Origin of the sequence: Vibrio rotiferianus CAIM 577 = LMG 21460, from assembly GCF_002741985.1 — a bacterium.
Classification (GTDB): domain Bacteria; phylum Pseudomonadota; class Gammaproteobacteria; order Enterobacterales; family Vibrionaceae; genus Vibrio; species Vibrio rotiferianus.
Window position 1 is genome coordinate 193,764 of sequence record NZ_APHW01000022.1, and the last position, 26,331, is coordinate 220,094.

Below are 26,331 nucleotides of genomic sequence, written 5' to 3' on the forward strand. Positions count from 1 at the left end.
ACTGGTTTAAATTTCAAAGAGCCTTCACACTTCTTTGCCTGTATCACGTACAGCGCTAAAACACGAGAAACAGAGAATTGACAGCTTTTTAGTATCTTGTCCCGCTATCATCTGCGACAATACCAGCTGTATGTTACAACTACCCTTAACTCACTTATGAAAACCGAACTGAACCTTCACGATAGAAGTCTTACACTTCATCGCTTCCCAAAGCGCGCTAATGAAACACTTCAAGCTTGGGATGCGGGAGATGAGTACCTAATTAACCACGTGGAAGAACTGGATCTGCCTACCAATCAGAACATACTTATCATCAATGATAGTTTTGGAGCATTGGCATGCTGGTTTTCAGAGAAGCATAACGTCACATCGATAAGCGACTCATTTGTCTCTCAAAGAGGAGCTCAACTGAACTTAGAGAATAATCACTGCAATAGCGTGACTTTTGACTCAACCATCAGTGAAATTTCCAACCAAACCGATATAGTTTTGCTTCAGTTACCCAAAAGCAATCGTCATCTAGTTTGGCTGTTGAGCCAACTACGTAAAACACTGCCCGTATCGTGCCCTATTATCGCAGTAAATAAAGCGAAAGATATTCATACATCAACGCTCAAGTTATTCGAAAAGCACTTAGGCGAAACAAAAACGTCTTTAGCTTGGAAGAAGCATCGCTTGGTTTTTTCTGCTGCCAATGCACAACCCGTTATCACAGTTGACCCTTTTACGGTTTGGGGTGTCGAAGGTGAGAACATACAACTAAAAAATCTGCCAAATGTTTATTCAGGCGAAAGCTTAGATCTGGGTGCCCGCTTTATGCTTCAGCATATTCCGCAAGATCCTAAAATCAAAAGCATCATCGACCTTGGATGCGGTAATGGTGTGTTGTCAGTAAAAGCAGGACAACTCAACCCAGGCGCTCAGTTAACGCTCGTTGACGAGAGCTTTATGGCTATCGAGTCTGCCAAACAGAACCTTATTGATAACCTAGGTGCCGAGCATCCCGCCCAATGCATCGTCAATAACTGTTTAGATGGCTTTGAGCACAATAGTGCAGACTTAATCATGTGCAACCCACCATTTCATCAGCAACAAGCTATTACCGACCATATTGCTTGGCAAATGTTCTGTGATGCGAAACAAATTTTGAACCAAGGTGGTAAATTACAAGTCATAGGTAATCGCCATCTTGGTTACGACGTTAAGCTGAAACGCTTGTTTGGCGATAAAAATGTGAAACTTGTCGCTTCTAACAGCAAATTCGTAATTTTACAGGCGACAAAAGATCCTGCTAAATTAAGCGTTATGCAATAAAGCTATGACTTTAAAAAGGAATAATAAGATGAAAAAACTGGTATTAGCAGCTTCAGTTGCCCTGCTTGCTGCCTGTTCAGCTCCACAGCAGCCACAATTGAACCTTATGCCTCAAACAACTTTGAGCACGAATTCAATTGTACAGGGAAAAACCTACAGCTTAACCAGTAAAGACGTCCGCGCTGCACAATATGTGGCATTGGTTGATAACGGCCGTTCAAATATTTTACCTCTACACGCAAAACAAAACCTTAGAATCACTCTTGAAGACGCATTTGCTCAGCAATTTGCTTCTCAAGGTTTCCGCACCGACCTCAATAGCAATAACTCTATCGAACTAGAGATCCAAGAAGCGCTTATCAATGTGAAACATTCGGTCATGGAAAATGAGATGGATGCGAAGGTCGTCATCGAGATCACTGCAGAAACACCTGAAGGTAAATTGGTTAAGACTTACACGGGTACCGCTAAGCGCTCGGGTACATTAAGTGCCTCTGATTCAGACATTGAAGAAACGCTTAATGATGTTATTAGTTTAACCTTAAAAGAAGCTGCGAATGATTCTGAACTTCGTCAGTACATGCAGGAGCGATTCTAATGCTACGTAAAGCGATTCTTTCTCTTGCGCTATTGAGCTGCAGCGTTTTTGCGGGCCCAAAAGTCGCGTTTGAAACCACGTTAGGAAACTTTACGGTGGAGCTAAACGAAGAAAAAGCACCAATAACCGTCGCAAACTTCCTGAAATACGTAGAAGATGGCAGTTACGAAGGTACGATTTTCCACCGCGTAATCCCTGGCTTTATGGCTCAAGGTGGTGGCTTTAACCAAGATATGCAAATGGTTCAAACGTACGCTCCAATCAAAAACGAGGGTAACAACGGTTTAAATAACGACCGTGCAACCATCGCAATGGCTCGTACCAATGCTCCCGATTCAGCTACTCGACAATTCTTCGTTAACCTAGTAGATAACGATTTCTTGAACTACGGCTCTCGCCCACCAGGTTATGCCGTGTTTGGCGTTGTTACTGAAGGCTTCGATGTCATTGAAAGCATGGCGAAACAACCAACCAAATCCATTGGTCGGATGCGCGATGTCCCAGAGACACAAATCGTCATCACCAAAGCAACACTACTCAAATAGCCAAAATCATAAGCCCTTTGAATATTCGAAGGGCTTTCTCTTTTAGCGGCTCTATTTTAACGGATTGATTTATGTCTTCATTACCTTCCATCACTTGGTTGGAAACGGTAAAAAGTTACCTCGATAAACGCCTACTTTGGGTTTTCATGCTTGGCTGCTCAAGCGGCTTTCCATGGGTGCTTATTGGTTCAAACATGTCAGGCTGGCTCAAAGACGCTGGCTTAACGTTATCGGCAATCGGTTATTTCGGTAGCGTTTTTGCAGTTTACGCAATCAACTTTTTATGGGCGCCATTAGTTGATCGTGTCAAATTACCTGTTTTGCATCGTTTACTAGGGCAGCGACGAAGTTGGATTTTTCTTTGCCAAAGTATCGTGCTAGTTGCGACCTTATTTATTGCTGATGTGAACCCAGCAGAGAATTTGATTTTCACCTCTATGCTTGCTCTATGTATAGCAACAGCATCCGCAACCCAAGACATCGCTATTGACGCTTTTCGTATTGATACCTTCCCGAAAACAGAAGACTCAAAATTACCTCAAGCTTCAGCAATGGCAGTAATCGGTTGGTGGACCGGTTATTCGCTACCTGGTTACCTTGCATTTATTAATGCAGATACTGTGGGATGGAACGGCGTCTACTACGGCATGGCAATGATTGTTGTTCTGCTCATGATTTTTACTCTACTGGTTGGTGAGCCAAATACTCAGCGAGAACAGCTTCAACGAGAAGCAGAACAACGCCATAAAGAAGTTGTAGGCTCAAAGTTAGTTGCTTGGTTCACTGTAACCGTCGTTGAGCCATTTTTGGACTTCTTTAACCGTAATGGAGTTCGGGTCGCTATCACGTTGCTACTGTTCGTCTTTCTATTCAAAATTGGTGAAGCGTTCTTAGGTCGTATGTCGATTGCCTTCTATAAAGAGGTAGGCTTTAGCAATGAGCAAATTGGCTACTACTCTAAGCTCATTGGATGGGGCGCAACTATGGTATTCACGTTTGTAGGTAGTATGTTCAACGTGAAGTTCGGCATTGTAAGAGGCTTGATGATTGGCGGCATTGCGATGTCAGCAAGTAACCTCATGTTTGCTTGGATTGCGAAAGTTGGCCCGAGCGAGCATTTATTCTTAGCAACGATCTTTGTGGACAACTTTACAACGGCATTCTCTACCGTTGCTTTTGTGTCGTTCTTGACGGTCCTTACCGGACAAGCTTTTTCAGCAACTCAATACGCTCTATTAGCTTCACTTGGTAACTTTGGCCGAACCACTCTTGCTTCTTTTAGTGGCGAACTCGTTGACTACTTGAATGATTGGACAACCTTCTTTGTTCTCACCGCTTTGATGGTAATTCCGAGTTTAATCATGCTTTATTCACTGCGACACTATTTCACTGAGTTGCTCGAAAAAGCAAGACAAAGAGATTAAGAAGAAATAATGGAAAAAAGCCACCGAACGTCGGTGGCTTTTTTATTGGGATTTGTTGAGCCAATATCTATGGGTACATGCCCTTTCCAAACATATTGAAAATTCGAGCTACACCTTGTGTAAAAATCATCGGCTCCGTCAGGACTGTTAAACATAAACAGTCTTCTCCTGGCTTCGTGAACGGACTATGCTTAGCAGTGGCGTCTTTGACCAGCAGATCACCAGCCTCGTAATGACCCTCCTCGTCACTAAAACCACCATGTAACACTAAGGTCGACTCCAAGCCTTTGTGAGTGTGCTGAGGAATCCGTACATCTTCACCGATGTACATAAGATTGACGCGAGCATCCTCTCCAAGATCTAACTGAGCGCTATAAACTTTGCCGCCGTAACTTTTCCAATCACTGACTAAGTCAGAAAACCGACTCAGTGTTTTTGGTAATGTGAAGTCTTTCCCTGCGACTTGAACTTTAGCCTGTTCTAGTACAATGGTGTCGTCGGACACCGCTTCTGCACACAATATTTCATCAAGCATAGTGTCAAACTCTTCTCCATACTCTGTAGGAATATCACTCACGAGTACGGCCTGAGCAGCCTCTACCTGATTTACATATGCACGACAGTCGGAGCAAGTCTCTAAATGCGTAGCGACAACTAAGCCAGAAACTGCGTCAATACTTCCCGAAGCATATGCCTCTAACAAGTTTTTATCTGGATGTTTGTTCATAATTGCTCCGTATGCATTGAATGCCTCAATTTCTCAACTGCAAGCCTCAGCCGAGATTTCACCGTGCCTAAGGGGATCTCAAACATTTCTGCAACTTGCTGATGTGGTAACTCTTCCAAATACACCGCTCTTAGCACGTCTCGCTGATTTTTGGGTAAAATCTCCAAGAACTTCACAACTTGCTCTTTTAGCATATCTTGCTCTGGTGAGTAATGGTCGACCAAATCAGGCGGGTAATATTCTGAAGGCCAAATGTCATCAGAATGAATATGTAACTCCTTCCCTTTCTGCTTTCTCAGCAAGTCAAAGCAAAGGTTACGCAATATTGTGTAGATCCAAGTGGAAAGAGCACTTTTTGCTCCGTCGTACAAATGTGCTTTCTGCCAAACGGTCGCCATAGTCTCTTGAACCATTTCCATTGCGACCTGCTCGTTTCCAACATGTTTGTAGGCGAACTGCTTAAGCTTCGGAGCGTAGAAGCGGAAAACGAAAGCAAAAGCGGCTTTATCTCTCGCTTTTACTTTATCCATATAGTCGTTCCACTCGCTTCGCCCAAGCTTCTGCGGGCTATCACTCATCATAATCAGCCTTTTAAGGGGAGGAGTTTCCTCCTCCCTTCCTTTTCCCTAATCTGAGATGTCATCAACGATTAGGTTGAAGCCACCATTGTTGCCATCATCGATAGCAATTACTTGATATACGACACCGTTCATTAACGTTACGGGGGCAGAATCTATGGCTACCGTTGATGGGTCGCCAGCGACCGTTACAGTTACAAAATAAGATCCTTCCGCCACGTATACGCCTTGCACACTATCTTTATACGCAAAGTTCGCTATTGCTGGATCACTTCCTTCTATGCCTGTACTCGCAGTGAGATAGATATCTACCATTTCAGCGACTGGATTTGCAGCAGCATGAGTAACATTTAACGTTGCACTGGTTACTACAGATCTACGCATATCTTCAACAACGAGAGGTTCAACCATAGTAGATGCCATTCCTACGGCATAGATACTGTAATCCATACCGCCCATCAAAGGGACACCATCTGCGTCAATGATGGTCGTTCCAGAAGCCTGATCGATGACATCGATGTCGTAATTACCCGAATCAAGCCCTAGGTAACTACCTACGCCCGGAGTAGTTCGTTCAGGCGCGAACTCAGGATTAGAGAGCATTGCGAACGGCGCTCCATTCACGTTGACATCGACAGTACCTGCGTCTTCAACTAAATGACCAACTCGTACTTCCGCTTTACTCCCCGTATCCTCAATTATAGAAGAACCAGAACCATCCAATACCAACAACTTCACTGGAGAAGTGCTGTCTGAATCTCCCGTTTTGATAGCTGCAATGGTCAAATTTGCATTTGCCGGCAATGGGATTGAGCCTGAATCAAAGGCAACCGAATCGCCCACAGCCAAACGCACTTGGTAATTGTCAGCTGGAATATTCAGAACATCAGTTGAGTCTTTATAACCTAGCATTGCAACGGGCGTTGACATAGACAAGTCTGCGCCAGGAGCCGTTACATAAACATTCACTGGCGGTATCTCCGCCGCCGCATGCACTATTTGAACATCCAAGTTATTTTCATCCGCCATAGAAGCTGCGCTACGAGTTACCACTAGAGGCTCAACTGTACCTTCCGCGGCATCACCCACGACAAAGGCTGTATATTTAGTTTCGCTGTTTAGGTCCAACATCGTCTCTGGAACAACATTCAACACTTCACCGCCCGGTAGTTGTACATCGACACGAACCGTGTTTTCTCCCGCCATTAACTTGACGTAACCAGAGCCAACACCGTAATCAACGCCGGTTAGTGCTGCGTTACCATTTATCCATACATTCGCTAAAGGGGCATCCGCCGAAGCGTGGACAGCTTGCAGGTTTGAATATTCAATTGTGTCGCTGTCTGAGCCGCAAGCAGCCAAACCGATGGCAGCAACTAAGGTCACTGCGGATTTAGTAAGTCCTTTCATATCCTAGTCTCTCTTTCGTTTGGGGCTTCAATGGCATGTGTAAGAAACGTTAGAGCTTCGATGCAATCATCCGCACCTACTAACTTTTCAAACAATGAACGGTCGAGTGGCAAAAGCTCCAACCAACGCTGCGTAACCCAAGAAGGATCATCATAAAAACGGTGTTGATACAGGTTACCAAGTTGGGGGAATTGTTCGTAAACGTGAGCGAGTTGCGTACTCAAGTGAAGAAAGTCTGGATAGGAGTGGGGCTGTTGCCAATTTTCCATCCATTCAACGTCAGCATGACGAAGACCATCAAAATCAGAGCGCAAACGCTTCACTCGGAAGCGTCTCTCTCCCACGACCGTAATGCCAAGAAGCCCATCACTGAGTGTTTCGAAATCAACGATGGTCACCAAAGTACCGATAGACGAAACGTTTCCCGCTGCTCTCTGGTCACTATCGTTACCGACCAAGCACACCCCAAACCCAACGTTCTGTATGCTGCATTCTTTCACCATACGTTTGTAACGCGGTTCAAAAATACGCAGATTCATTTTCCCTTCGGGTAGTACAACCGAGGTTAATGGGAACAACATCACTTCATTCATTAAATCGTCCTCTTTGATTCAATAACTCATACGAGGGACGTATCAGTCAGATCACTAACGATTTATGTTGGTTAAACGACTGGCTTAAAATGTCATAAAATCGCCCGCGCAAACGATCTAAATCACACTATTTATGCAAAAACATGCAACAACATAAAAGTTCCGTTATTAAAATTAGTTTCGTGACAAACATCACCAAAAACCTTCATTTTTGCATCCTTTATCACTTTCATTTGCGATTTTTATCGCTATTATCCCTGCCAATTGGAAAGCGCAGCAAAGATTGCGTGTTCTGAATCATTACAAACATAGAGAGTCCCCTTATGCGTAAATCACTTCTAGCTCTTGGCCTTCTAGCGGCTACTTCAGCTCCAGTAATGGCTGCAGATTACTCTGACGGCGACATCCACAAAAACGATTACAAGTGGATGCAATTCAACCTTATGGGTGCATTTGACGAACTTCCAGGCGAGTCATCTCACGACTACCTAGAAATGGAATTCGGCGGCCGCTCTGGTATCTTCGACCTATACGGTTACGTTGACGTATTCAACCTAGCTACAGACAAAGGCAGCGACAAAGCTGGCGCACCTAAAATCTTCATGAAGTTCGCTCCACGTATGTCTCTAGACGGCCTAACTGGTAAAGACCTATCTTTCGGTCCAGTTCAAGAGCTTTACGTTGCAACTCTATTTGAGTGGGACGGTACTGATTACAAAACAAACCCATTCTCAGTAAACAACCAAAAAGTTGGTCTAGGTTCTGACGTAATGGTTCCATGGTTGGGCAAAATCGGCCTAAACCTATACGGTACTTACCAAGGTAACAACAAAGATTGGAACGGTTTCCAAATCTCGACTAACTGGTTCAAACCATTCTACTTCTTCGAGAACGGTTCATTCATTTCTTACCAAGGTTACATCGATTACCAATTCGGTATGAAAGATGAGTACTCTACTGCTAGCAGCGGTGGTGCAATGTTCAACGGTATCTACTGGCACTCTGACCGCTTCGCAGTTGGTTACGGCCTGAAAGGTTACAAAGACGTTTACGGTATCAAAGATACTGACGGCTTCAAATCTACTGGCTTCGGTCACTACCTAGCTGTAACTTACAAGTTCTAATAGAACCGATAAGTTCCCCAAAAATGGCGCCTCTCGGCGCCATTTTTATTTGCTTTCCTTTTCTCCCTCATTATCCTTGCAGCAAACCTTTTTAATGAGAGCGTTTGGTGAATATTCTTATCCTTGGGCCGGGAGCTGTTGGCTCACTATGGGCGACCAAATTTCAATTTGCTGGGCACAATGTTTCCTTATGGGGAAGAACCTCTGATAGTAAGCAACAGCTTCAACTTGATGACGCTCCTGCAATTAGCTTCGCTAATCAGCACCTTCCTTCTGTACAAGCCGCAGATCTTATTGTTGTGACGGTAAAAGCATGGCAAGTAGAGGGAGCCATTGAGCCTATTCTTCCCTACATCAGCGAAGACACAATCGTGATGTTACTGCACAACGGTATGGGCACTGCACCGCTACTTGAAGCAAAAATGCCTGATAACCCATTGATAGTTGCCACAACAACACACGGTGCTTACAAACCAAGTAAAGAGCTGGTTCTTCACACTGGTCAGGGGAATACTCAACTGGGTGGTTTTAATGCTAAAGGTGCTCAGTGTGGCTTTCTTGCAGATGTGATGAACCACGCTTTGCCCGAGGTAAATTGGAACTCAAACATCAACGCTGCGTTGTGGACCAAACTTGCGATCAACTGTGCTATCAATCCACTGACCGCGATCCATCAATGTAAGAATGGTGAGCTTGCCGCTCCTGAGTTTGCCATCGAGTTGACTAATATCACTCATGAGCTGGTAGCAGTCATGAATAAAGAAGAGATAGAGATCGATTTTGACTCTTTGCATGCCACTATTATGCAAGTGGTTAACGCTACAGCGGCCAACTACTCTTCTATGAGACAAGATGTTTTTCACCAGCGTCGTACCGAGATAGACTTTATTACTGGTTATCTACTGCAAGCCGCCGAAAAGCATCAAATCAGTACGCCAGAGAACGCCAAACTCTATCAACGCATCAAACAGATTGAACAAAGCTGGACAGAACAATGAACAAAAAGATCTTAGTACCTATCGCTCCGGGCACCGAAGAAATGGAAGCGGTAACCGTTATCGACTTAATGGTTCGAGCAGGCTATGACGTAACGGTTGCAAGCGCAGACTTCGATGGTGCACTGACTATGAAAGCTTCTCGTGGTGTGACACTAACCGCGGATTGCAAGCTGGTTGATATTGCCGATGACGAGTTTGATGCGATTGTTCTATCTGGTGGCGTAGGTGGTGCAGAAACCTTCCGTGATAGCACCATCATGATTGAGATCCTGAAACAGCATATGTACGAAGGTAAACTGGTTGCGGCAATTTGTGCTGCTCCTGCTTTGGTTTTGCAACACCACAACCTTTACCCTGAAGCTTTGATGACATGTCACCCAAGCTTCCAATCTCATATTCCGGAAGACAAATGGCGAGCAAAACGTGTCACCATGGACGTGAATCACAATCTACTGACAAGTCAGGGACCAGGAACCGCACTTGAGTTCGCTATGGAAATCATTATCAAACTTTCCGGTAAAGAGCATGGATGGATGGTTGCAGAGCCGTTAGTCACTATCCCAACACTGCATTATCACGAGCTCGGTGACGAATAATGTTTGACGTAAACGCTGTACGCGAACAGTTCCCAGCTCTGAATCAAGACGTCAACCAGTCACCTTTGGTTTACCTTGATAGCGCAGCAACAACACAAAAGCCACAGTGCGTGATCGATGTGATTAGCCATTACTACAGTGCACAAAATGCTAACGTGCACCGTGGCAGTCACAGCTTAACAGCCAACGCGACCAGTCAATTTGAAGCGGCTCGTGAAACCGTTGCGAAGTTCATTGGGGCAAGCAGTTCCAAAGAAATCATTTGGACTCGCGGCGCAACCGAAGCACTAAATCTAATCGCGCAAACTTATGCCCGAAGCTCGCTCCAAGCAGGTGATGAAATCCTGATCAGTGAAATGGAACATCACGCCAACATCGTGCCTTGGCAAATTGTCGCAGAGCAAACGGGCGCGAAAATCGTTAAAGTTCCGATGACCTCCGATTGCCAATTCGATATCAGTGCATTTGAAGCATTGTTGTCGGAGCGCTGTAAAATCGTAGCATGTGCACAAATCACCAATGTGACGGGTTCTCGTCAACCTATTGAGAAAATCATCGCTAAGGCGCATTCGGTAGGCGCGGTTGTTGTTGTTGATGGTGCACAAGGTATTGTTCATGAACCGTTGAACTTGGCAGAGCTCGATGCTGATTTCTATGTCTTCTCTGGTCACAAACTGTATGCACCTGCAGGGATTGGGGTTCTTTATGGCAAGCTTGAGCTTTTAGAAGCGATGCCACCATGGCACGGCGGCGGCAAAATGGTCGAAAGAGTCTCGTTTGAGAAAACCACCTTCTCAGCCTTGCCGGGTAAGTTTGAAGCGGGTACACCGAACGTCGCAGGCGCAATTGCGCTAGCAAAAGCGATCGATTGGTACCAAGGCTTCGATCAAGCCGCAGTAGAGGCACATCTACATTCTCTGCAGAACAAAGCTTACCAAGCACTAAGCCAGTTGGATGACATTCAAATCCTCGGTTACCAACCGAACGCTTCAGTACTTACTTTTGTGATGGACGGCGTTCACCACCAAGACATTGCTACACTGCTTGACCAACAAGGTATCGCTGTTCGTGCTGGGCATCACTGTGCTCACCCTCTGATGGATGCGCTCAACGTCAAAGGTACGGTGCGTGTTTCTTTTGGTATCTACAATACGTTAGAAGATGTTGAGAAGCTGATTGCAGCCGTCGAGAAAGCGGTCGATATGCTTTAACAATCAAGGTACCAATCTAGATACATAGAAAAAGGGTTGAAACCATTTGGCTTCAACCCTTTTCTTTGTTTTGTTCTTTATGCGGTGTTAACTAATCGCAATTACTGAGCCTGTGTTTTGATCTGCTCAACAATCGCTTTCAAACCGTTGCCACGCGATGGGCTTAGATGAGCAATTAAACCCAGCTTTTCAAAGTAAGCATCAATATCAAACGTTTGGATTTGCTCTGCCGTTTTGCCGTCGTAAGCTGCCATCACCAAGGCAATCAGACCACGAACGATACGCGCATCAGAATCAGCGCAGAAGTGCCATACGCCTTCTTGCTCTTTGCTCACCAACCACACTAGGCTTTCACAACCAGATACCGTAATTTGTTCTGATTTAAGCTCTTCAGGCATATGAGGCAGCTTTTTACCCCATTGAATCACCTGACGGTAACGGTCTTCCCAACCTTTAAATTGCTGCATGGTTGCGGCGATGTCTTCACTGGTGATATCAGTACCAAACGGCGAAACAGGGAAATCAGTCATGATGCGCTCTCTTCTTTGAATTTACTTCTTATGCTTTTGAATCAGCTTTTCAACGATGCGAGATACCGCAACAAAACCGAACGTTGCTGTTACAACCGTCGCTGCGCCAAAACCACTCGCACAGTCCATTCGTTTTGGACCTTCTGCTGTCGATTTCACGCCACATACTGAACCATCTGCTTGTGGGTACTTCAATTGCTCCGTAGAGAACACACAATCAATACCAAACTTACGCGCTGGATTTTTCGGGAAGTTATGATGACGACGCAACGTATCTTTGATCTTCTTCGCCAATGGATCTTGGATAGTCTTGGTCAGATCCGCCACCATGATTTGGGTTGGATCGATTTGACCACCAGCACCGCCTGTCGTGATCACTTTGATCTTGTTGCTACGACAGTAAGCCAGTAGAGAGGCTTTTGCTTTTACGCTATCGATCGCATCCAACACGTAATCGAACTCTCTGCTCAAGTACTCGTGCTGGTTATCTGGCGTGATGAAATCGTCAATCAGATTGACCTTACATTCAGGGTTAATCAGCTTAACGCGCTCTGCCATCACTTCAATTTTGCTTTGACCAACTGTGCCTGTCATCGCATGGATTTGGCGGTTAATGTTAGTCACACACACGTCATCCATATCAATAAGTGTCAGCTCACCAATACCAGTACGTGCCAGCGCTTCTACCGCCCAAGAACCTACGCCACCAATACCAATCACGCACACGTGTGCGGCACGAAGAATTTCTACTTCGCTGTTACCGTAGAGACGACGAGTGCCACCAAAACGTTGGTTATAGCTGTCAGATGCCGGAGTATCGAGTTCACGCATATTGAAGTTCCAGATGATCGATAGAAAAACAAAGAGTGCGATTTATACGCACTCTTTGATGAAATGTCTAGATGATGAGAGGCGATTCCTCTCACTAGGCGCTTATTGTAACTTCTCTGGTGGTAAAGCCCAAGGCGCTTGCGTTGGCGTGTTTTCCAAACCCAACTTCCATACTCGGCCAAAGTGCTTGTAATGACCCGCTTCGGTACCTGCACGTGGGCCCATACCATGGTACAAGTCGAGATGGTTTTGTTTTACCGCTCCGCCAGTGTCCAGCACAATAAGAAGGCGGAGTTGGTGCGCACCACTCCATGTACCGTCTTTATTAAGTAACGGTACTTCTGCCAAAATTGGCGTACCCATAGGAAGAATCGAGCGATCGCCCGCCACCGATGCCATTGGTAATAGAGGGATACCTGCAGAACCCGTTACCGGCGCATCCGCTTGTGGCGCGAAGAAGACATAAGACGGATTTTGCTCAAGCAACTCACGAACCGTTGCTTCATCGTTTGCCATTACCCACTCTTTGATTGCTTTTAATGACATCTTTTCACGTGGCACTTCACCACGATCAATCAAAATACGACCAATGCTTACGTACGCTTTGTTGTTCTTGCCTGCGTAAGCGAAGTATTCCAGCGTATCGTCATCTTCAAAATGAACAAAGCCGCTGCCCTGGACTTCCATCATAAACGGATCAATCATATTTGGTGCGTAGCCAAGCTCTAGGCCTTGCCCCTCTAGTGCACCGTTATAAATCTCTGCACGAGTCGGACAGTCCGAGCTGCAAGTCGGCTTGCCATAAACTGGGTACTTAAACTTAGCATTTGGCTCGTGACGCAATTCCATCACTGGTGAGAAATAACCCGTAAATAACACATTACCCTTTTTGTCACCGCCCCCAAGTTGAGCGGCCTGAATCCCGAAAGCACTTAACGCTGTGGTATCACCACTTTGCAACGCCCACTCACTCAACTTCTCGTAAAGTGGTTGGTACATTTTTGCCATTGAAGGCGACTTGGTTACAACTTGCTCTGCTTGCTTGTTGAACTCAGTAAAGTCTTGCGGCTTGTTAGATTCAACCACATTCACTTCATTAAGTATGTTGGTAAATTCACCATCCAGATATTGTTGAGCACGATCTGTTGGTTGAGCACAGCCAAAGAGAAGGCTTAACGTCATTAGAGGTAGGAGTTTTTTATGCACGGAGGATTTCCACAGTTAAATATAGCGAAAGGATGACAAACAAATACCTACGAAGCAATTGAAAAGCTGCGACAAAGTGTATCAACAATGAGCGAATGCACGAGCGCCTCGTACAGTTCATCAACCAAATATATTTATAGCAGAGGAAAATAAAGGAAATGTCCAAGCAATGTTTGATATTGCAGATCCAGTAAACCAGAGAAAATTACATCGACAGATGTTAAACCATCGCTTCCATGCGATGAACAAGTGGTTCGGAGTTCTAGCGTAGAGACAAGTCGCTTTTGCCTTCTAAACGGAAGACTGGCAAATAATGCGCATTTGAGTCCAACTTCATTTCAGTATGATTTTGTCCCACGAATTCAAACTCTCTTACCTTAGAGCCCACCTTATACGAAAAGGTTTTACCGTCAAACTCAAAATCAGTGGCTACGGTAGAGCCCTGAACGATGATGCCCCTTTCACTGACAATGAACTCTTCACGAGCGTAAGGCGCAACCTCTTGCTCAATCCACTTACCATAGATAAGAGACTTTGGTACCGGCTTATATACAAAACGACCAATCAAGTCTCCATAAACACCAATAACAGCAAGCGTTCCGACTAAGGCAATAAACATCAGTGCACGTTCAATCCACTTACGGGTATTGGTTTTTTTCTGAGTTGGCTGTTCGTTAATAGCAGCGTTTTTTTTCGCTAAAGAAGACATCACACTTTCTTACTTTGAAACCACACACACATTCTACTCTTTTATAGTAAAAAGAATAAAGAGTGAGCAAATTGATGTTTGCTCTTTGTTCCAAAAAAACACCTTGCCAACAATTGAATAAAAAGACAATATTACAGCATAAATAAACACAAGGAATGGCCGTAGTGAAAATTCGCAGTACTGCTCTAGTTAAAGGATTCCGTCAATCCACACCCTATGTGAACGCCCACCGTGGAAAAACCATGGTCTTAATGTTAGGGGGAGAGGCGGTTGCGGATAAAAACTTTGGCAATATTATCAATGATATTGCGCTTATGCACAGTCTAGGAATTAAGGTAGTACTTGTTTATGGTGCTAGGCCACAAATTAATCAGCTACTAGAAAAACAAGACCTTACGACGCCGTACCACAAAAACGTTCGAATCACAGACGAAGCAGCACTTTCGGTAGTTATGCAAGCAGCAGGGCAACTACAACTGGCTATTACCGCACGTTTATCGATGAGCCTCAATAATACGCCGATGGCAGGAACACAACTCAACGTCGTGAGCGGTAACTTTGTGATTGCTCAGCCCCTCGGAGTGGATGACGGTATTGATTATTGCCACAGTGGTCGTATCCGTCGAATCGATACCAATGCTATCCATCGCACACTCGATCAAGGCTCAATTGTACTGCTTGGCCCTATTGCCAGCTCTGTGACAGGCGAGTGTTTTAATCTGCTCTCTGAAGAAGTTGCCACTCAACTAGCGATAAAACTAGGCGCAGATAAACTTATTGGCTTCTGTTCAGAGCAAGGTGTGATTGATGACAATGGCAACGCCGTCGCGGAGCTGTTCCCTATCGAAGCAGAACATGTCATTAAAAAGCTGACCGAGAACACCTCGCCGGACACCGACTATAACTCCGGTACATTACGTTTTCTTAAAGGCTCCATTGCCGCATGTCGTGCCGGAGTGCCACGAAGTCACCTGATCAGCTACAAAGTGGATGGCGCGTTAATTCAAGAGCTTTTCTCTTTCGATGGCATCGGTACCCAAGTCGTGATGGCCAGTGCCGAACAGGTGCGCGAAGCCGATATCGATGACATTGGCGGTATCCTAGATTTGATCCGTCCACTAGAAGAGCAAGGAGTCTTAGTGCGACGCTCACGTGAGCAACTTGAGCAAGAAATTAGTAAGTTCACCATTATAGAAAAAGACGGTTTGATAATAGGCTGTGCGGCTTTATACCCATATATCGAAGAACGCAAAGCAGAGATGGCCTGTGTTGCAATCCACCCTGACTATCGAGATGGAAACCGAGGACTACTACTGCTCAACTATATGAAGCATCGCTCAAAATCAGACTGCATTGACCAGATTTTTGTACTGACTACCCACAGCTTGCACTGGTTCAGAGAGCAAGGCTTTTACGAGGTGAATGTTGATTACCTACCTGTAGTAAAACAGGATCTGTATAACTTTCAGCGTAAGTCAAAAATCCTAGCGTTGGATCTTTGAACCACATGATCAACTAACACAAACCGTTCAATTAATGTGCAAACCATTACATTAAAATTGAATGAATATTTATCGTTGATTTATTCATCTGGTTGGCTATACTTTGCGCCAATGCGGTCAAAGTTTAACCGCCAAGGATCTAGGTGAGAGAACTCTCTCCACCCTAAAATACTCAGCATTAATTACGTTTCTGCTGAGTATCCGTATATCAAGGACAGCTGTTTATCTGACTTTTATTAAAGCCGAGAAGAGCACTGTTATATGAGAACTATTATTTGTAATTCGCTGCAAAGCTTTTGGGATATGGCTGATAATCATTTTCTAGAAGGCCTAGATGTGCATTGTGTGTTCCCTGTTAATGATGCCATCAGAGAGTTCATCTTAAGCTACCAAAAACAGTACAACATTAAGAGCGTGTCATTTACCAACGCTTTTAGTAAAGCCAGTTGATAGAAGAAGACCGAGCATCATGCTCGGTCTTTTTGTTTTAACTAGATAAGCGAGATACCAACCCACTCGCTCGAGTAGTTTTCACCTTAATACCACGCTTGAGGACATTCATCTCAGCGTACATCGCAAGCCGTTTCTTCGCGCGAGTAATACCGGTGTAGATCAGCTCGCGAGTGAGGATTGGACTGAAATCTGGCGGCAAAATCATCAGCGTGTATTCAAACTCACTGCCCTGTGATTTATGAATGGTCATCGCATATGCGGTTTCATGCTCAGGGACTCGGCTTGGCAGTACCGATTTCACGCTGCCATCCGGCAGTTCAAAGAACACTTTAAGACGTGATTCACCTTCGCTGTCGTCTCGCATACAAATACCGATATCACCGTTATACAATCCCAAGCCATGATCGTTACGCGTGACCATCACAGGTCTGCCGTGATACCAAAGCTCGTCTTGGGTTTGAATCAACTTACGTGCAGCTAGTGCTTTTTCAATGCGTTGGTTTAAACCTGCCACACCAAAATCACCTTCACGGATGGCACACAATAATCGACATTGGTTAAAGGTATCCAGCACTGCTTTAGCTTTGTGGGTCAACGTTTCTGGTTCCCCAGTCTTCTTGTCAATCTCTTGTTGCCCGATGCGTTTTAGATAACGACCATATTCGGCAACCAAAGTCTGCATCATCTGATTGTAATTTTGGCTACTCAGTGCGAAATGCTCGATATCAGCAAAATCACGATTCCAAACGTCATCTACTTTTGCGGCTGAGCCAGCGTTGACCGCTTTTGCTAGCTGACCGATACCAGAGCGGGCGTCGAATCGGTAACTCTTTTGCAGCATACACAAGCTATCGGCAATCGAAGCATTACTGTTGGTACTGTACGCCAAGGTGTCAAAGCCTGATAACTTCGCGACCGCAGACGCCTGCTCTTTACCAAAGCCAAATGCGTGGAACGAACAGATATCACCGAGCACCGCACCCGCTTCTACCGATGCCAATTGGTCTTTATCTCCGAGAAGAATCAAACGTGCATGCTTTGGCAGCGCATCGACGACTTTGTACATCATCGGCAGATCGACCATAGAAGCTTCATCCACCACTAAAATATCGAGGTGTAGTGGATTTTGTTTGTTGTGACGAAACTCTACACTGTTTGGGATCGCGCCCAGTAGTCGATGCAAAGTGCTCGACTCGGTTGGAATTTTCGCTTTAAGCTCAGGCTCCACTGGCAACTCTTGAATCGCTTTACCAATAGACTCCGTCAAACGTGCTGCCGCTTTACCTGTTGGCGCCACTAGCTTGATGGTGAGGTTTTTCTCTTGTCCAGCTTGCTCAATCAGCGCGGCAAGCAATTTGGTTACCGTGGTGGTTTTACCCGTACCCGGCCCACCGGAAATGACCGCGAAACGACGCGTCAGTGCTACCGCTGCCGCGACCTTCTGCCAATTAACACAAGCCGATAATGGTACAAGCTTGTCCAGCACTTGCAGATCGTGAACTTGTTTCGCTTGGCAGACCGCCCCGTCAATGGCTGACCAATCGAGACTGTCTACAGTGACCACATCCAAATGGTCACAGACTAGCTGCTGGCGTAGCACTTGGTTACTGGTTCCTGCCTCTGTCGCTTTGGCTAATGCATTGAACAAAAAGTGATACTGACGAGCAAATAAATGATGCAGCAACTCAGACAAACGTGTGAACTCTTGAGGCTGAAGGTTTACAGCCGCACTGAGTTGATTGAGCTTGTCCGCCAACGTCACTTCATAGTGCCAGTAACGATGTAAGTAGAGACGCTCACCATCAAACATCATTGGCAAGGCTTCACCTTGTGCACCAACTAAAGGCGACGATTGCAGAAGCTCAACCCAATTAACGCCTTGCAGCTGAGTATTAAGCACTAACGCAGACTCTCCAAACAAACCGAGCTTACTGGCAAGGTCCGCTGGTTGCCCTTGGCTATCAAACAAAGGCAAACAGATGTGTCCTTTCCCCAGTTCACTGCTGAGCACGCCAGCAATAAAAGCCAGTTCTTGGCTGTTCACTTGTTGCTCAACTTGCGAATAGATAAAGCGCGCGAACTGGAAATCCAATTGGCGAATCGCCCCTTTATTTGCTAGCGATTCTAACGTTGCCAATAGATCTGGCGTTGCCATCGCACTGCTTTGCTCAGAAAGAAGATCATTGGTTTTCATCAAATTAACTCCATCTGCCCCGATTCACTGGATCGCGTGTCAGGTGCTTGACCATCAATCAAATGATCCATCTCTTGTAAAAATTCAAAGGTTGGCTTGGCAGAAAAAATACCATGATCACTTTGCCCATCCATACCACGCAAGAACAGGTAATAAACACCGCCAAAGTGCTGTTCATAATCATAATTTGGCAATCTGCTACGCAAGAAACGATGCAGTGCCAAAGCATAGATTTGGTATTGCAGATCGTAGCGATGATCCGCCATCGCCGACTTCAACGCATCGCCATGGTAATGGAATACATCATCACCTAAGTGGTTCGATTTCCAGTCGAGGACGTAGTATTTGCCTTGGTGCTCAAACACCAAGTCAATAAAGCCTTTCAACATGCCTTGCACGGTTTGGAAACCCAAATCGCCCGCTTTGGCAGAGAGCGGATCATGACGTTGAATCACGCGGTTCAATGCAGGTGCAGACAACACTTCAATCGGCAATAAGAATTCCATCTCAACCAAACGTTGCGCCGGACCTTTTTGATTGAGCAGCAGGGCTTTGCTATCCAAAGGCGTTGCCAGCACGGTATCAATCAACTGTTGCAGGATTGGCAGCCACTCTTCATCAAGCTGTTCACTTTCCATCAAGCCGAGGATGATTTGGGTGTTCTCTTCCGTTGTCGCGGGCTGAGTAAACTCAATTTCCTCAAATAAGCTGTGCAGAAAAGTACCCGGACGTGCGCCACGCGGGAAGTTGAAGATAGAGCGTTCTGGCTCAACCAATTCAGCTTCATCTTGCTCTTCTGAAGAGTCAATATCAAAGCCAATGATTTCAATCGTCGCGTCATGTTCAGCATGATGAGAACCTTGCTTAACTAAACCCGAGTAACTGGTGATTCGCCAGTTTCTATCAATCGGGTTTTGCAGCTCTTTGGCAGTCAACGGTTCTAACTCGGTTTGCTCCGCAACATATATCTCGTCGTGCTGCTTTGGAGGGTCACAAATCATGACGTTATCGAGATTCTCTTGTTGCTTCTTCAGTCCTACAAACAGGTCGTTGATGCCGCCCTCTTGACCATTTTGCACCAAGTAACCAATCGCACTGTGATGCACACCTGTTGGCTCTTTGGTTGAGCGACCATTGCGCAGTGGTGAAGCACCAATAAAGCAAGCATACACGGCACGCGTTAGCGCTACATAGATAAGACGCAAGTCTTCAGCAAGGCGCTCTTTATCTGCTTGTTTTAACGACGCATCATTGCCAGTAATATCGAGTACGGTGCGATCGTTCTCTGCGTCGTAGTATTTGGCTTCACTTGCTTCTCGGTAACCAAACACAAATGGCAGGAAGACCAAGTCATATTCCAGACCTTTAGATTTGTGAATGGTGACGATTTGCACCAAGTTACGCTCTGATTCCAAACGCTGAATTTGATCATCGCTGCCACCTAGCCCATGTTCTGCATCGCTGATGGATTGGGCTAACCAACGCAGCAAGCCGTGGTCGCTGTCTAATTCGTTGCTCGCTTGCTGCAATAGCTCACCAATGTGCATCAGATCGGTAAGTACTCGCTCACCGTTTTCGCTTTGTGAACTCGCCCCTTCTTCTAGCAAACGCTCAGCAATATGACGCTTACTGATCACTGCTCGCAGCATAGGAAGCACACCACGTTGCCCCCAGAGCTTGCGATATTCTTTGAACTCGTTAACCGCGTTTTCCCACACGGTTTCATCGTTGTTGAGGGCGTCTAAGCTGGCTGCATCTAGAGCGAACAATTCTGATGCTAGGCTGGCGCGTAATGCTCTGTCGTTTTCTGGCGTTAATACCGCTTGCAGCAAACGCTGTAAGTCTTGTGCGACGGAACTGGTAAACACGCTATCGCGGTTGGACAAATACACACTAGCAATGCCTTGGTCTGCTAACGCCTGTTTGACCATGCGACCTTCGCTACCCGTTCGCACCAACACTGCAATGTCGCCCGCTTTAACTGGCTTCTGCTTTTCGCCATTAACCAGACAGGCTTGACCTTGTTGCGCTGCGGTCAAAATGGTTTGAATTTGGCTTGCTGTCGCCTCAGCCATAGCGGTCAGGTATTCACCTTTTGGCAGAGGTTTATCTTCCGCTTCTTGCAGCCAATAAGTCAGTGCAGGCTGCTTTTGACCACCCATGGTCCAAACACGTTTGTCTGCACTTGGGCTGTAATCCACGGGGTGGAATGGAATGTCGGAGTCGTAAATAAACGGGCTGTCTGGCAGAGCAAAAATCTGGTTCACTGCCAATACCATATCGGCACTTGAGCGCCAGTTGGTGCCAAGGGTGTAGTGAGCACTAACTTGGTTACGCGCCTTGATGTAGGTAAAGATGTCCGCGCCACGGAAGCCGTAAATCGCCTGCTTCGGGTCACCGATCATAAACAAACCGCACTCAGGATTATCCAAATAAATGCGGCTAAAAATACTGTATTGCAGTGGGTCGGTATCTTGGAATTCGTCGATCATCGCAACCGGATAAAGCGTACGGATACGCTCTGTCAGTAGTGCGGTTTCATCGGTATCAATCGAGGCAGAAAGCTGAGTCAGCAAGTCATCAAATGACAACCATTGCTTCTGATTTTTTGCTTTTGCCAGCATCACGCGACAATGCTCAATCGCATGAGCTAACAATGGCGCTTTTAAGCTGATTGGGTTGGCAAGGAAGGCTTCTATCGCCTCAAACGCCGGGTGCTGTGGCGCAGTGCCTTTCGGGGTTTTCTCAAATAACACATTCTGCGCGAACTTCTCCAGCTTATCTGGATAGTCATAGCCCGTGGTTTCTTTCGAAGCCCATACGTTGACCGCTTCTAACCACGTCGGCAAAGACTTTTTGGTGTAGCTGCGTTTGTTGACATCGGAATCAGCAATCAGTGCGAGGAAATCCTCTTGGCTATCACGCCATTGGGCTTTCAAAGCATCAATTTGCTTTAAGTTTTGCTCATGCAAATCGGCAAGGCTACCTTGCATTGCAGGAACAGAGAGACTTAACGGCGCACCCGTGAGGTAGTTGCTGATGTCATACAGCAGATCCGATGGCGAGCCCCATAGTTGACGCACTTCTCCTGCCAAAGCGAATGGCAGAGGATAGAAGTTTCGACGCCAGTAATCGGCAACCACTTGCGCTTTAAGATGGCTTTCGTCCGTTACAAACTCATTGTTGAAACGACTACCAGATTCGAAAGCGTTTTGCGTCAGCATGCGTTGGCAGAAACCGTGAATGGTGTACACCGCGGCTTCATCCATTTGGCGTTCCGCTTGCAAAAGGATCTCGGCGGCTTGCTTGTGATCCTCAATTTCTTCCAATAAAGGTTGAATCACAGGATCTGAGCTTTGTCCGCGAGCGAATGCGATCCTCGCGTCGTGAATACGTGCACGAATACGATCACGCAGCTCAGCTGTTGCAGCCTCTGTAAAGGTCACGACCAGAATTTGATCCACAGTCAACGGCACGCAGTGCTTCGTATCGGCAGTGCCATGCCCTAGTAGGAGTCGCAGATACAAACCCGCGATGGTAAAGGTTTTACCCGTACCTGCCGATGCTTCAATTAACCTTGCACCATGCAGTGGAAAAGTCATGGTTTGCAGTGGAGTTGGAACTGACATTTGCGCCATAACGCTGAATCTCTCCGGATTATCGACTGACCGAACTGTGATCTGTCGTTAAAAATTCTATTTATATGTCTAACAAGTTGGAATATTTAGAGGTTAGTGGGATCTCACTCACGGTTATCCTGATCTTCAACCGCTAGTATGCGCGTCACGAGATAAGCCAAGCCTTTCAGGCAGCTACACTCAAACGAATCATGGTCCCTCTGACCTTGTGGCCGTACAGCGAACGCCCTACAAAAAATAATGATTTTCTGGCGGCCACCCTACTCTCTTTTTTGTCTAAATAATCCAACTTATTCTTATACCCAAGTGACTTCAAGATACAGGATTCAGAGCGTTGTCACTGATTCAAGTTCAAGGAAAACAACGCTGTGTAATAGATTGCTCTTTCCAAGTTGTTTGACGATGAAATTGCTTCAGTGACACGCTCCCGAAGGGCGAGTTGTCTTGGCTCGTATACTTCGTTGACGATTTTTAATTTAGAGCCACTAGATCTTCAAATCATCGCCTCGCCTACAAGCCAAGTCAATCTCGCTGAACCAAGCATCTTGAGGTTACTTGGGTATACTTTCAGCATCCATCGCCGTCAATCTTGCGCCTTGAAGAACCAATGCGGTCAGCATGCGAACTTCTGCTGCAAGCTCGTCATTCCAAGTAGACCAAATACGCGAAATATACGTGTTATTTCCTTCTCCTGGACTCATGTAGCCATCATTGAATGCATCCGCCATTTTCTTCAGCGACTTCTCTTCGTCATCAGCCCAGTGACCACGACTAAAGCCTGCCTCGACACACGCCAGTGCTGTTTTCGGGAAGTAGGGTAATGGCTTGGTCATGCCTTCAAAAAACAGACGTACTAATTCAGCAAGTAGTTGTTTCGCTTGCGTAGCGTCTGCCATTGCTGGGTAAACTAAATGCACCGCGCCTTCCTTGCGGTCATAACCGATAACGTGGGTCTTTCTAGGCTGACCAGAGGCAGACATAGCAAGATGATCAATCCATGCAGCAAGATAATCCTGCGCACGAATTTTACCGCTTCGGTAGCGAATCAACCCAGATTGATAACATTGAGTTAGCCAACCGGTTAGACGGATATTCTTTCCTTCACCAAGCACATCGAAGGTAAGGTCGATTTCTAAATCGTCTTGCGGTGCGCCGGATAAAAACGCCAACTTATCCACCAGCTCTTCCGCTTGCACGCGGTTGGTTTCAAACTCGATATCACCAAATGCGCCAACCGGTAATTTGCCCTGCGCGCGTTGTTCACTCATAAAGTGCTTGAGTACGTCTGCTTTTGCGGACGGTTGAGTCATGGCGGTTTCGAGCAAGGTTTCCAGTAGCTCATCACGCATTTGATAGCTTTCTAAACCGCCTAATACGAAGGGCTCGTCATCTTCCATCACAGGCAATGGCGGCTCGAACATCACTTTCAAACGGCGGTTAAAGAAATACTGAACAGGCAAACGCCAAAAGCGTTGTAATTCCACCAAATCCAATTCGATTGGGAAGGTCGCACCAAGTAAGTAATCATCCAATGCACGGTTAAACTCGCCACGCGCATGACCCTGCGATAGATTGCTTTGGGTCAACGCTGCTGGAATCCACTCTTTGGCATAGCTTGAATGAGAACCTTGGAATGCGCTTGGGCTGAATGGCACCATGGCATGCACATTCACTAACTCCTTGAGTAGTTTATCTCCGGAGTCATCGACAGGCTGGTCTTGATCGCCATCTAGGCAGTAGTTCTGATGGCAATATTCCATCAACTCCGACACCAGAACAGACGGCATTCGCTCGGTGTTGTCTTGGATAGAACGCCCAACGTAGCTGATGTACAAACTTTGCTGCGCAGATAGCATGGCTTCTAAGAACAGGTAACGGTCATCGTCTCGGCGTGAACGGTCGCCCGGCTTAGTGCGCCCCGTCATTAAGTCAAAACCTTCTGGTGGCATTGAGCGCGGGTAAACGCCATCGTTCATACCGAGTAGACACACGGTTCTAAATGGGATCGAGCGCATCGGCATCAGAGTACAGAAGTTCACTTGTCCGGCAAGGAAGCGCTGGCTGACCCGTGTTCCTGACAGCTTGTTTTGTAGATACTGGCTAACAATAGAAGGCGACAAGGCATCATCAAATGCCGCATCGGTTAGCTGTTCTTTCAGTTGGCTTAAGGTATCTCGAATCGACTTGAGCGCCATTTCCCCTTCTAGCTCAACAGAGAAGAAGTCATCCAACATCGCCACCAAGGTTTCACGCCATGCATCAATCGACTGAACATAGGAAAGTTTGCGGCGATATTGGCTAATTTGTTGAATAAAGTGAGCTAACTTACCAGCAAGTTCTGCGCCCATACCTTGCACTTCATTATATGGCGAGAGGCTACCCTCTTGCGCTTCAAACAAACCGGCAGATTCTGGCATCGCGTAGCCTAATAACATACGCTGGATACCAAATTGCCATGTGTTTTGGCGTGTTTCTGGCAGTTCAAATTCGCTGCCGGTATGGCTATCTAGCCCCCAGCGAATACCGGATTCTTCTACCCATTGTTTAGCTTGAAGGAAATCATCTTCGCTTAAGTCGAATCGCTTCAAAATCGCCGGCGTTTCTAACAGCTCAAGTAATTCAGAAGCCAAACAACGTGTATTCGGTAAATTAACAAGTTGCATGAAAGCCGCCAAAATTGGGCTTTCTTGATCGGCCGTTCGGTCTGAAATCGAGTAAGGAATAAATCGCTCACCCGGCGCATTGCCGAACACCGCCTGAATCGCAGGGCTGTAGGCATTGATGTCTGCCACCATGACAATAATATCGCGCGGTTTCAGTGTTGGATCGGCATCGAACATTGCCAAAAGCTGATCGTGTAGCACTTCCACTTCTCGCATTGGACTGTGGCAAGAGTGCAAGCTCAGAGATTTATCACCCAAACTCACCACTTGTTTGTGCTGACTGCTGTCGATTTGCTCGTCGTCTTGGTGCTCTTCTAAATTAAGAATGTCGGCTTGAAGTTGATGGAGCAGACTGTCGCGCTCGACATCAACAAAAGCTTCAATCTCATGGGATTCAAGCTGCGACAACAGATACATGTTATCGCGCCCAAGTTTACCCATCGACGCCAACAAGCTGTTACCCACCACATCGGTATGCAGTTCATCCACTACGTTTTCTTCTAGTGAACCTTTTAACTGCTCACTCTCACCTTGTACTTCAGAATGGTCTTCTTGCCACACCACGTGCTGACGATGTTTTGCTGCTAAGCGAGCTAGGAATTTACGGTCACGTACTTCACCCCAGTAATAACGACAAGGGTTGGTAAACATCAGATGCACATCAATGTGTTCACCAATGGCTTTGAGCGCATCCATGTAACGTGGCGGCAGTGAGGAGATGCCAAATACAAACAGACGCTTCGGCAGATGGTCAAAGTTACCGTTGAAGTTTTCTAGCGTATCAATGAAGTGTTCATACAAGTTGGCACGATGGTAAGGCGATTGCTCCAAAGTGACGGTGTGGTCGTACAGTGCCTGCCATAAAATCGGCTGCCATGGGTGTTCGCCTTCAAGTTCAGGCACTGTTTGCCCTGCTTCCCAGCTTGCAATCCATTCTGGGCGATACACCAAATAGCCGTCGAAGATATCGGCAATTTTCTCTGCCAGTTGATACAGTTTGGAGTTGTCAGTATCGTCTTGAAGATAACGAGCCAAAGGTTCGAATGACGCTTCGTTCAACAAACCCGGAAGCAGGTGCATCAACTTCCACGTCATGGCTTCTTTGTTGAAGGCACTGCGCTTTGGCACATCAGCCAATACTTGGGTAAACATTTCCCAGATAAAGGTCGCTGGCAGCGGAAAATCTAGGTTTGCCGCAACACCAAACTCTTTCGCCAATTCCATTTTCAACCACTGAGACATACCTGGGCTTTGCACCAGAATTTGCTCTTTCTCGAATGGGTTTTCTAATGGGTTGATGCGAATTAGTTCAACAAGAAGTGATTTGAGAACATCGACCTGATTGGAGTGATAGACAGTAAACAAAGTAAGTGCACCGAATGCCAATGGAAACTGCTAGCAAGCTTAGCACAGCCGCATTTATTCCTAGAGCGATCTCGATAGCTTAAATAACAAAAGGTTAGAGAACACTCAAACTCTGCGCAAAT

Annotated in this window: 21 protein-coding genes; 10 read left to right on the forward strand and 11 right to left on the reverse strand. The window is 46.0% G+C overall.

What is annotated here, in order from left to right; genetic code table 11:
* Window positions 1-156: 156 nt before the first annotated feature.
* The 4 genes from B853_RS11415 to B853_RS11430 all read left to right on the forward strand — a co-directional run bounded on the left by B853_RS11415 (window position 157) and on the right by B853_RS11430 (window position 3,881).
* Window positions 157-1,314 carry a methyltransferase gene (locus tag B853_RS11415; protein ID WP_038885203.1) on the forward strand — a complete coding sequence of 386 codons (1,158 nt, stop codon included), beginning with the start codon at window positions 157-159 and terminating at the stop codon, window positions 1,312-1,314.
* Window positions 1,315-1,342: 28 nt separating this feature from the next.
* Entirely contained in the window at window positions 1,343-1,912 is a 570-nt protein-coding gene (locus B853_RS11420; RefSeq protein ID WP_010449842.1) for a YajG family lipoprotein, read from the forward strand.
* Window positions 1,912-2,457 (forward strand): peptidylprolyl isomerase, encoded by a 546-nt coding sequence (locus tag B853_RS11425; RefSeq protein ID WP_038885201.1) that lies wholly within the window; start codon window positions 1,912-1,914, stop codon window positions 2,455-2,457. Before B853_RS11420 ends, B853_RS11425 begins: the two co-directional genes overlap by 1 nt.
* Window positions 2,458-2,528: 71 nt before the next feature.
* Window positions 2,529-3,881, forward strand: coding sequence for an AmpG family muropeptide MFS transporter (locus B853_RS11430; RefSeq protein ID WP_010449846.1), 1,353 nt, complete (start codon window positions 2,529-2,531; stop codon window positions 3,879-3,881).
* A 67-nt stretch (window positions 3,882-3,948) separates the two neighbouring features.
* Here B853_RS11430 and B853_RS11435 read toward each other — a convergent pair whose 3' ends face one another.
* The 4 genes from B853_RS11435 to B853_RS11450 are packed head-to-tail and all read right to left on the reverse strand — an operon-like array spanning window position 3,949 to window position 7,189.
* A complete protein-coding gene (locus B853_RS11435; protein WP_038885200.1) occupies window positions 3,949-4,608 on the reverse strand; it encodes a ChrR family anti-sigma-E factor in 660 nt (219 codons plus the stop codon).
* Complete coding sequence (locus B853_RS11440) at window positions 4,605-5,189, reverse strand: RNA polymerase sigma factor (protein ID WP_029561030.1); 585 nt, start codon at window positions 5,187-5,189, stop codon at window positions 4,605-4,607. The genes B853_RS11435 and B853_RS11440 overlap by 4 nt, the downstream gene beginning before the upstream one ends.
* A gap of 45 nt (window positions 5,190-5,234) precedes the next feature.
* Window positions 5,235-6,596 (reverse strand): DUF4397 domain-containing protein, encoded by a 1,362-nt coding sequence (locus B853_RS11445; protein ID WP_038885199.1) that lies wholly within the window; start codon window positions 6,594-6,596, stop codon window positions 5,235-5,237.
* Window positions 6,593-7,189 (reverse strand): LON peptidase substrate-binding domain-containing protein, encoded by a 597-nt coding sequence (locus B853_RS11450; protein WP_038885198.1) that lies wholly within the window; start codon window positions 7,187-7,189, stop codon window positions 6,593-6,595. Before B853_RS11450 ends, B853_RS11445 begins: the two co-directional genes overlap by 4 nt.
* A 323-nt stretch (window positions 7,190-7,512) precedes the next feature.
* Here B853_RS11450 and B853_RS11460 point away from each other — a divergent pair, with 323 nt between their 5' ends.
* From B853_RS11460 to csdA, 4 genes are all read left to right on the forward strand, one after another.
* Window positions 7,513-8,313, forward strand: a complete 801-nt coding sequence (locus tag B853_RS11460; protein ID WP_010449855.1) for a nucleoside-specific channel-forming Tsx family protein — start codon at window positions 7,513-7,515, stop codon at window positions 8,311-8,313.
* Between the two features lie 107 nt (window positions 8,314-8,420).
* Window positions 8,421-9,311 (forward strand): 2-dehydropantoate 2-reductase, encoded by an 891-nt coding sequence (panE, locus tag B853_RS11465; RefSeq protein WP_038885197.1) that lies wholly within the window; start codon window positions 8,421-8,423, stop codon window positions 9,309-9,311.
* A complete protein-coding gene (locus B853_RS11470) occupies window positions 9,308-9,907 on the forward strand; it encodes a DJ-1 family glyoxalase III (protein WP_038885195.1) in 600 nt (199 codons plus the stop codon). The genes panE and B853_RS11470 overlap by 4 nt, the downstream gene beginning before the upstream one ends.
* Window positions 9,907-11,118: a cysteine desulfurase CsdA gene (gene csdA, locus B853_RS11475; protein ID WP_038885194.1), complete on the forward strand. Its 1,212-nt coding sequence runs from the start codon at window positions 9,907-9,909 to the stop codon at window positions 11,116-11,118. Before B853_RS11470 ends, csdA begins: the two co-directional genes overlap by 1 nt.
* Window positions 11,119-11,219: 101 nt before the next feature.
* On the opposite strand, the gene csdE is transcribed toward csdA, so the two are convergent.
* The 4 genes from csdE to B853_RS11495 all read right to left on the reverse strand — a co-directional run bounded on the left by csdE (window position 11,220) and on the right by B853_RS11495 (window position 14,394).
* A complete protein-coding gene (csdE, locus tag B853_RS11480) occupies window positions 11,220-11,648 on the reverse strand; it encodes a cysteine desulfurase sulfur acceptor subunit CsdE (protein WP_038885193.1) in 429 nt (142 codons plus the stop codon).
* 21 nt (window positions 11,649-11,669) lie between these two features.
* Window positions 11,670-12,479, reverse strand: coding sequence for a tRNA cyclic N6-threonylcarbamoyladenosine(37) synthase TcdA (gene tcdA / locus B853_RS11485; RefSeq protein ID WP_038885191.1), 810 nt, complete (start codon window positions 12,477-12,479; stop codon window positions 11,670-11,672).
* Window positions 12,480-12,581: 102 nt separating this feature from the next.
* Entirely contained in the window at window positions 12,582-13,685 is a 1,104-nt protein-coding gene (mltA, locus tag B853_RS11490) for a murein transglycosylase A (RefSeq protein ID WP_038885190.1), read from the reverse strand.
* Window positions 13,686-13,947: 262 nt separating this feature from the next.
* Window positions 13,948-14,394, reverse strand: a complete 447-nt coding sequence (locus tag B853_RS11495; RefSeq protein WP_010449869.1) for a DUF2850 domain-containing protein — start codon at window positions 14,392-14,394, stop codon at window positions 13,948-13,950.
* A gap of 164 nt (window positions 14,395-14,558) precedes the next feature.
* On the opposite strand from B853_RS11495, the gene argA reads away from it, so the two are divergent.
* Window positions 14,559-15,896, forward strand: a complete 1,338-nt coding sequence (argA, locus tag B853_RS11500; protein ID WP_038885189.1) for an amino-acid N-acetyltransferase — start codon at window positions 14,559-14,561, stop codon at window positions 15,894-15,896.
* Window positions 15,897-16,157: 261 nt separating this feature from the next.
* Window positions 16,158-16,346: a hypothetical protein gene (locus B853_RS11505; protein WP_010449872.1), complete on the forward strand. Its 189-nt coding sequence runs from the start codon at window positions 16,158-16,160 to the stop codon at window positions 16,344-16,346.
* A 37-nt stretch (window positions 16,347-16,383) separates the two neighbouring features.
* On the opposite strand, the gene recD is transcribed toward B853_RS11505, so the two are convergent.
* The 3 genes from recD to recC all read right to left on the reverse strand — a co-directional run bounded on the left by recD (window position 16,384) and on the right by recC (window position 26,209).
* The gene (recD, locus tag B853_RS11510) at window positions 16,384-18,543 is read right to left on the reverse strand and encodes an exodeoxyribonuclease V subunit alpha (protein WP_038885188.1); all 2,160 of its coding nucleotides are present in this window, start codon (window positions 18,541-18,543) and stop codon (window positions 16,384-16,386) included.
* Window positions 18,543-22,181, reverse strand: a complete 3,639-nt coding sequence (gene recB, locus B853_RS11515) for an exodeoxyribonuclease V subunit beta (protein ID WP_038885187.1) — start codon at window positions 22,179-22,181, stop codon at window positions 18,543-18,545. Before recB ends, recD begins: the two co-directional genes overlap by 1 nt.
* Before the next feature lie 551 nt (window positions 22,182-22,732).
* A complete protein-coding gene (gene recC, locus B853_RS11520; protein ID WP_038885227.1) occupies window positions 22,733-26,209 on the reverse strand; it encodes an exodeoxyribonuclease V subunit gamma in 3,477 nt (1,158 codons plus the stop codon).
* Window positions 26,210-26,331: the final 122 nt, after the last annotated feature.

Coding starts and splice junctions, on each gene's coding strand:
- B853_RS11415 (WP_038885203.1), top strand. CDS start 157: ATGAAAACCGAACTGAACCTTCACGATAGAAGTCTTACACTTCATCGC.
- B853_RS11420 (WP_010449842.1), top strand. CDS start 1,343: ATGAAAAAACTGGTATTAGCAGCTTCAGTTGCCCTGCTTGCTGCCTGT.
- B853_RS11425 (WP_038885201.1), top strand. CDS start 1,912: ATGCTACGTAAAGCGATTCTTTCTCTTGCGCTATTGAGCTGCAGCGTT.
- B853_RS11430 (WP_010449846.1), top strand. CDS start 2,529: ATGTCTTCATTACCTTCCATCACTTGGTTGGAAACGGTAAAAAGTTAC.
- B853_RS11435 (WP_038885200.1), bottom strand. CDS start 4,608: ATGAACAAACATCCAGATAAAAACTTGTTAGAGGCATATGCTTCGGGA.
- B853_RS11440 (WP_029561030.1), bottom strand. CDS start 5,189: ATGATGAGTGATAGCCCGCAGAAGCTTGGGCGAAGCGAGTGGAACGAC.
- B853_RS11445 (WP_038885199.1), bottom strand. CDS start 6,596: ATGAAAGGACTTACTAAATCCGCAGTGACCTTAGTTGCTGCCATCGGT.
- B853_RS11450 (WP_038885198.1), bottom strand. CDS start 7,189: ATGAATGAAGTGATGTTGTTCCCATTAACCTCGGTTGTACTACCCGAA.
- B853_RS11460 (WP_010449855.1), top strand. CDS start 7,513: ATGCGTAAATCACTTCTAGCTCTTGGCCTTCTAGCGGCTACTTCAGCT.
- B853_RS11470 (WP_038885195.1), top strand. CDS start 9,308: ATGAACAAAAAGATCTTAGTACCTATCGCTCCGGGCACCGAAGAAATG.
- csdA (WP_038885194.1), top strand. CDS start 9,907: ATGTTTGACGTAAACGCTGTACGCGAACAGTTCCCAGCTCTGAATCAA.
- csdE (WP_038885193.1), bottom strand. CDS start 11,648: ATGACTGATTTCCCTGTTTCGCCGTTTGGTACTGATATCACCAGTGAA.
- tcdA (WP_038885191.1), bottom strand. CDS start 12,479: ATGCGTGAACTCGATACTCCGGCATCTGACAGCTATAACCAACGTTTT.
- B853_RS11495 (WP_010449869.1), bottom strand. CDS start 14,394: ATGTCTTCTTTAGCGAAAAAAAACGCTGCTATTAACGAACAGCCAACT.
- B853_RS11505 (WP_010449872.1), top strand. CDS start 16,158: ATGAGAACTATTATTTGTAATTCGCTGCAAAGCTTTTGGGATATGGCT.
- recD (WP_038885188.1), bottom strand. CDS start 18,543: ATGAAAACCAATGATCTTCTTTCTGAGCAAAGCAGTGCGATGGCAACG.
- recB (WP_038885187.1), bottom strand. CDS start 22,181: ATGGCGCAAATGTCAGTTCCAACTCCACTGCAAACCATGACTTTTCCA.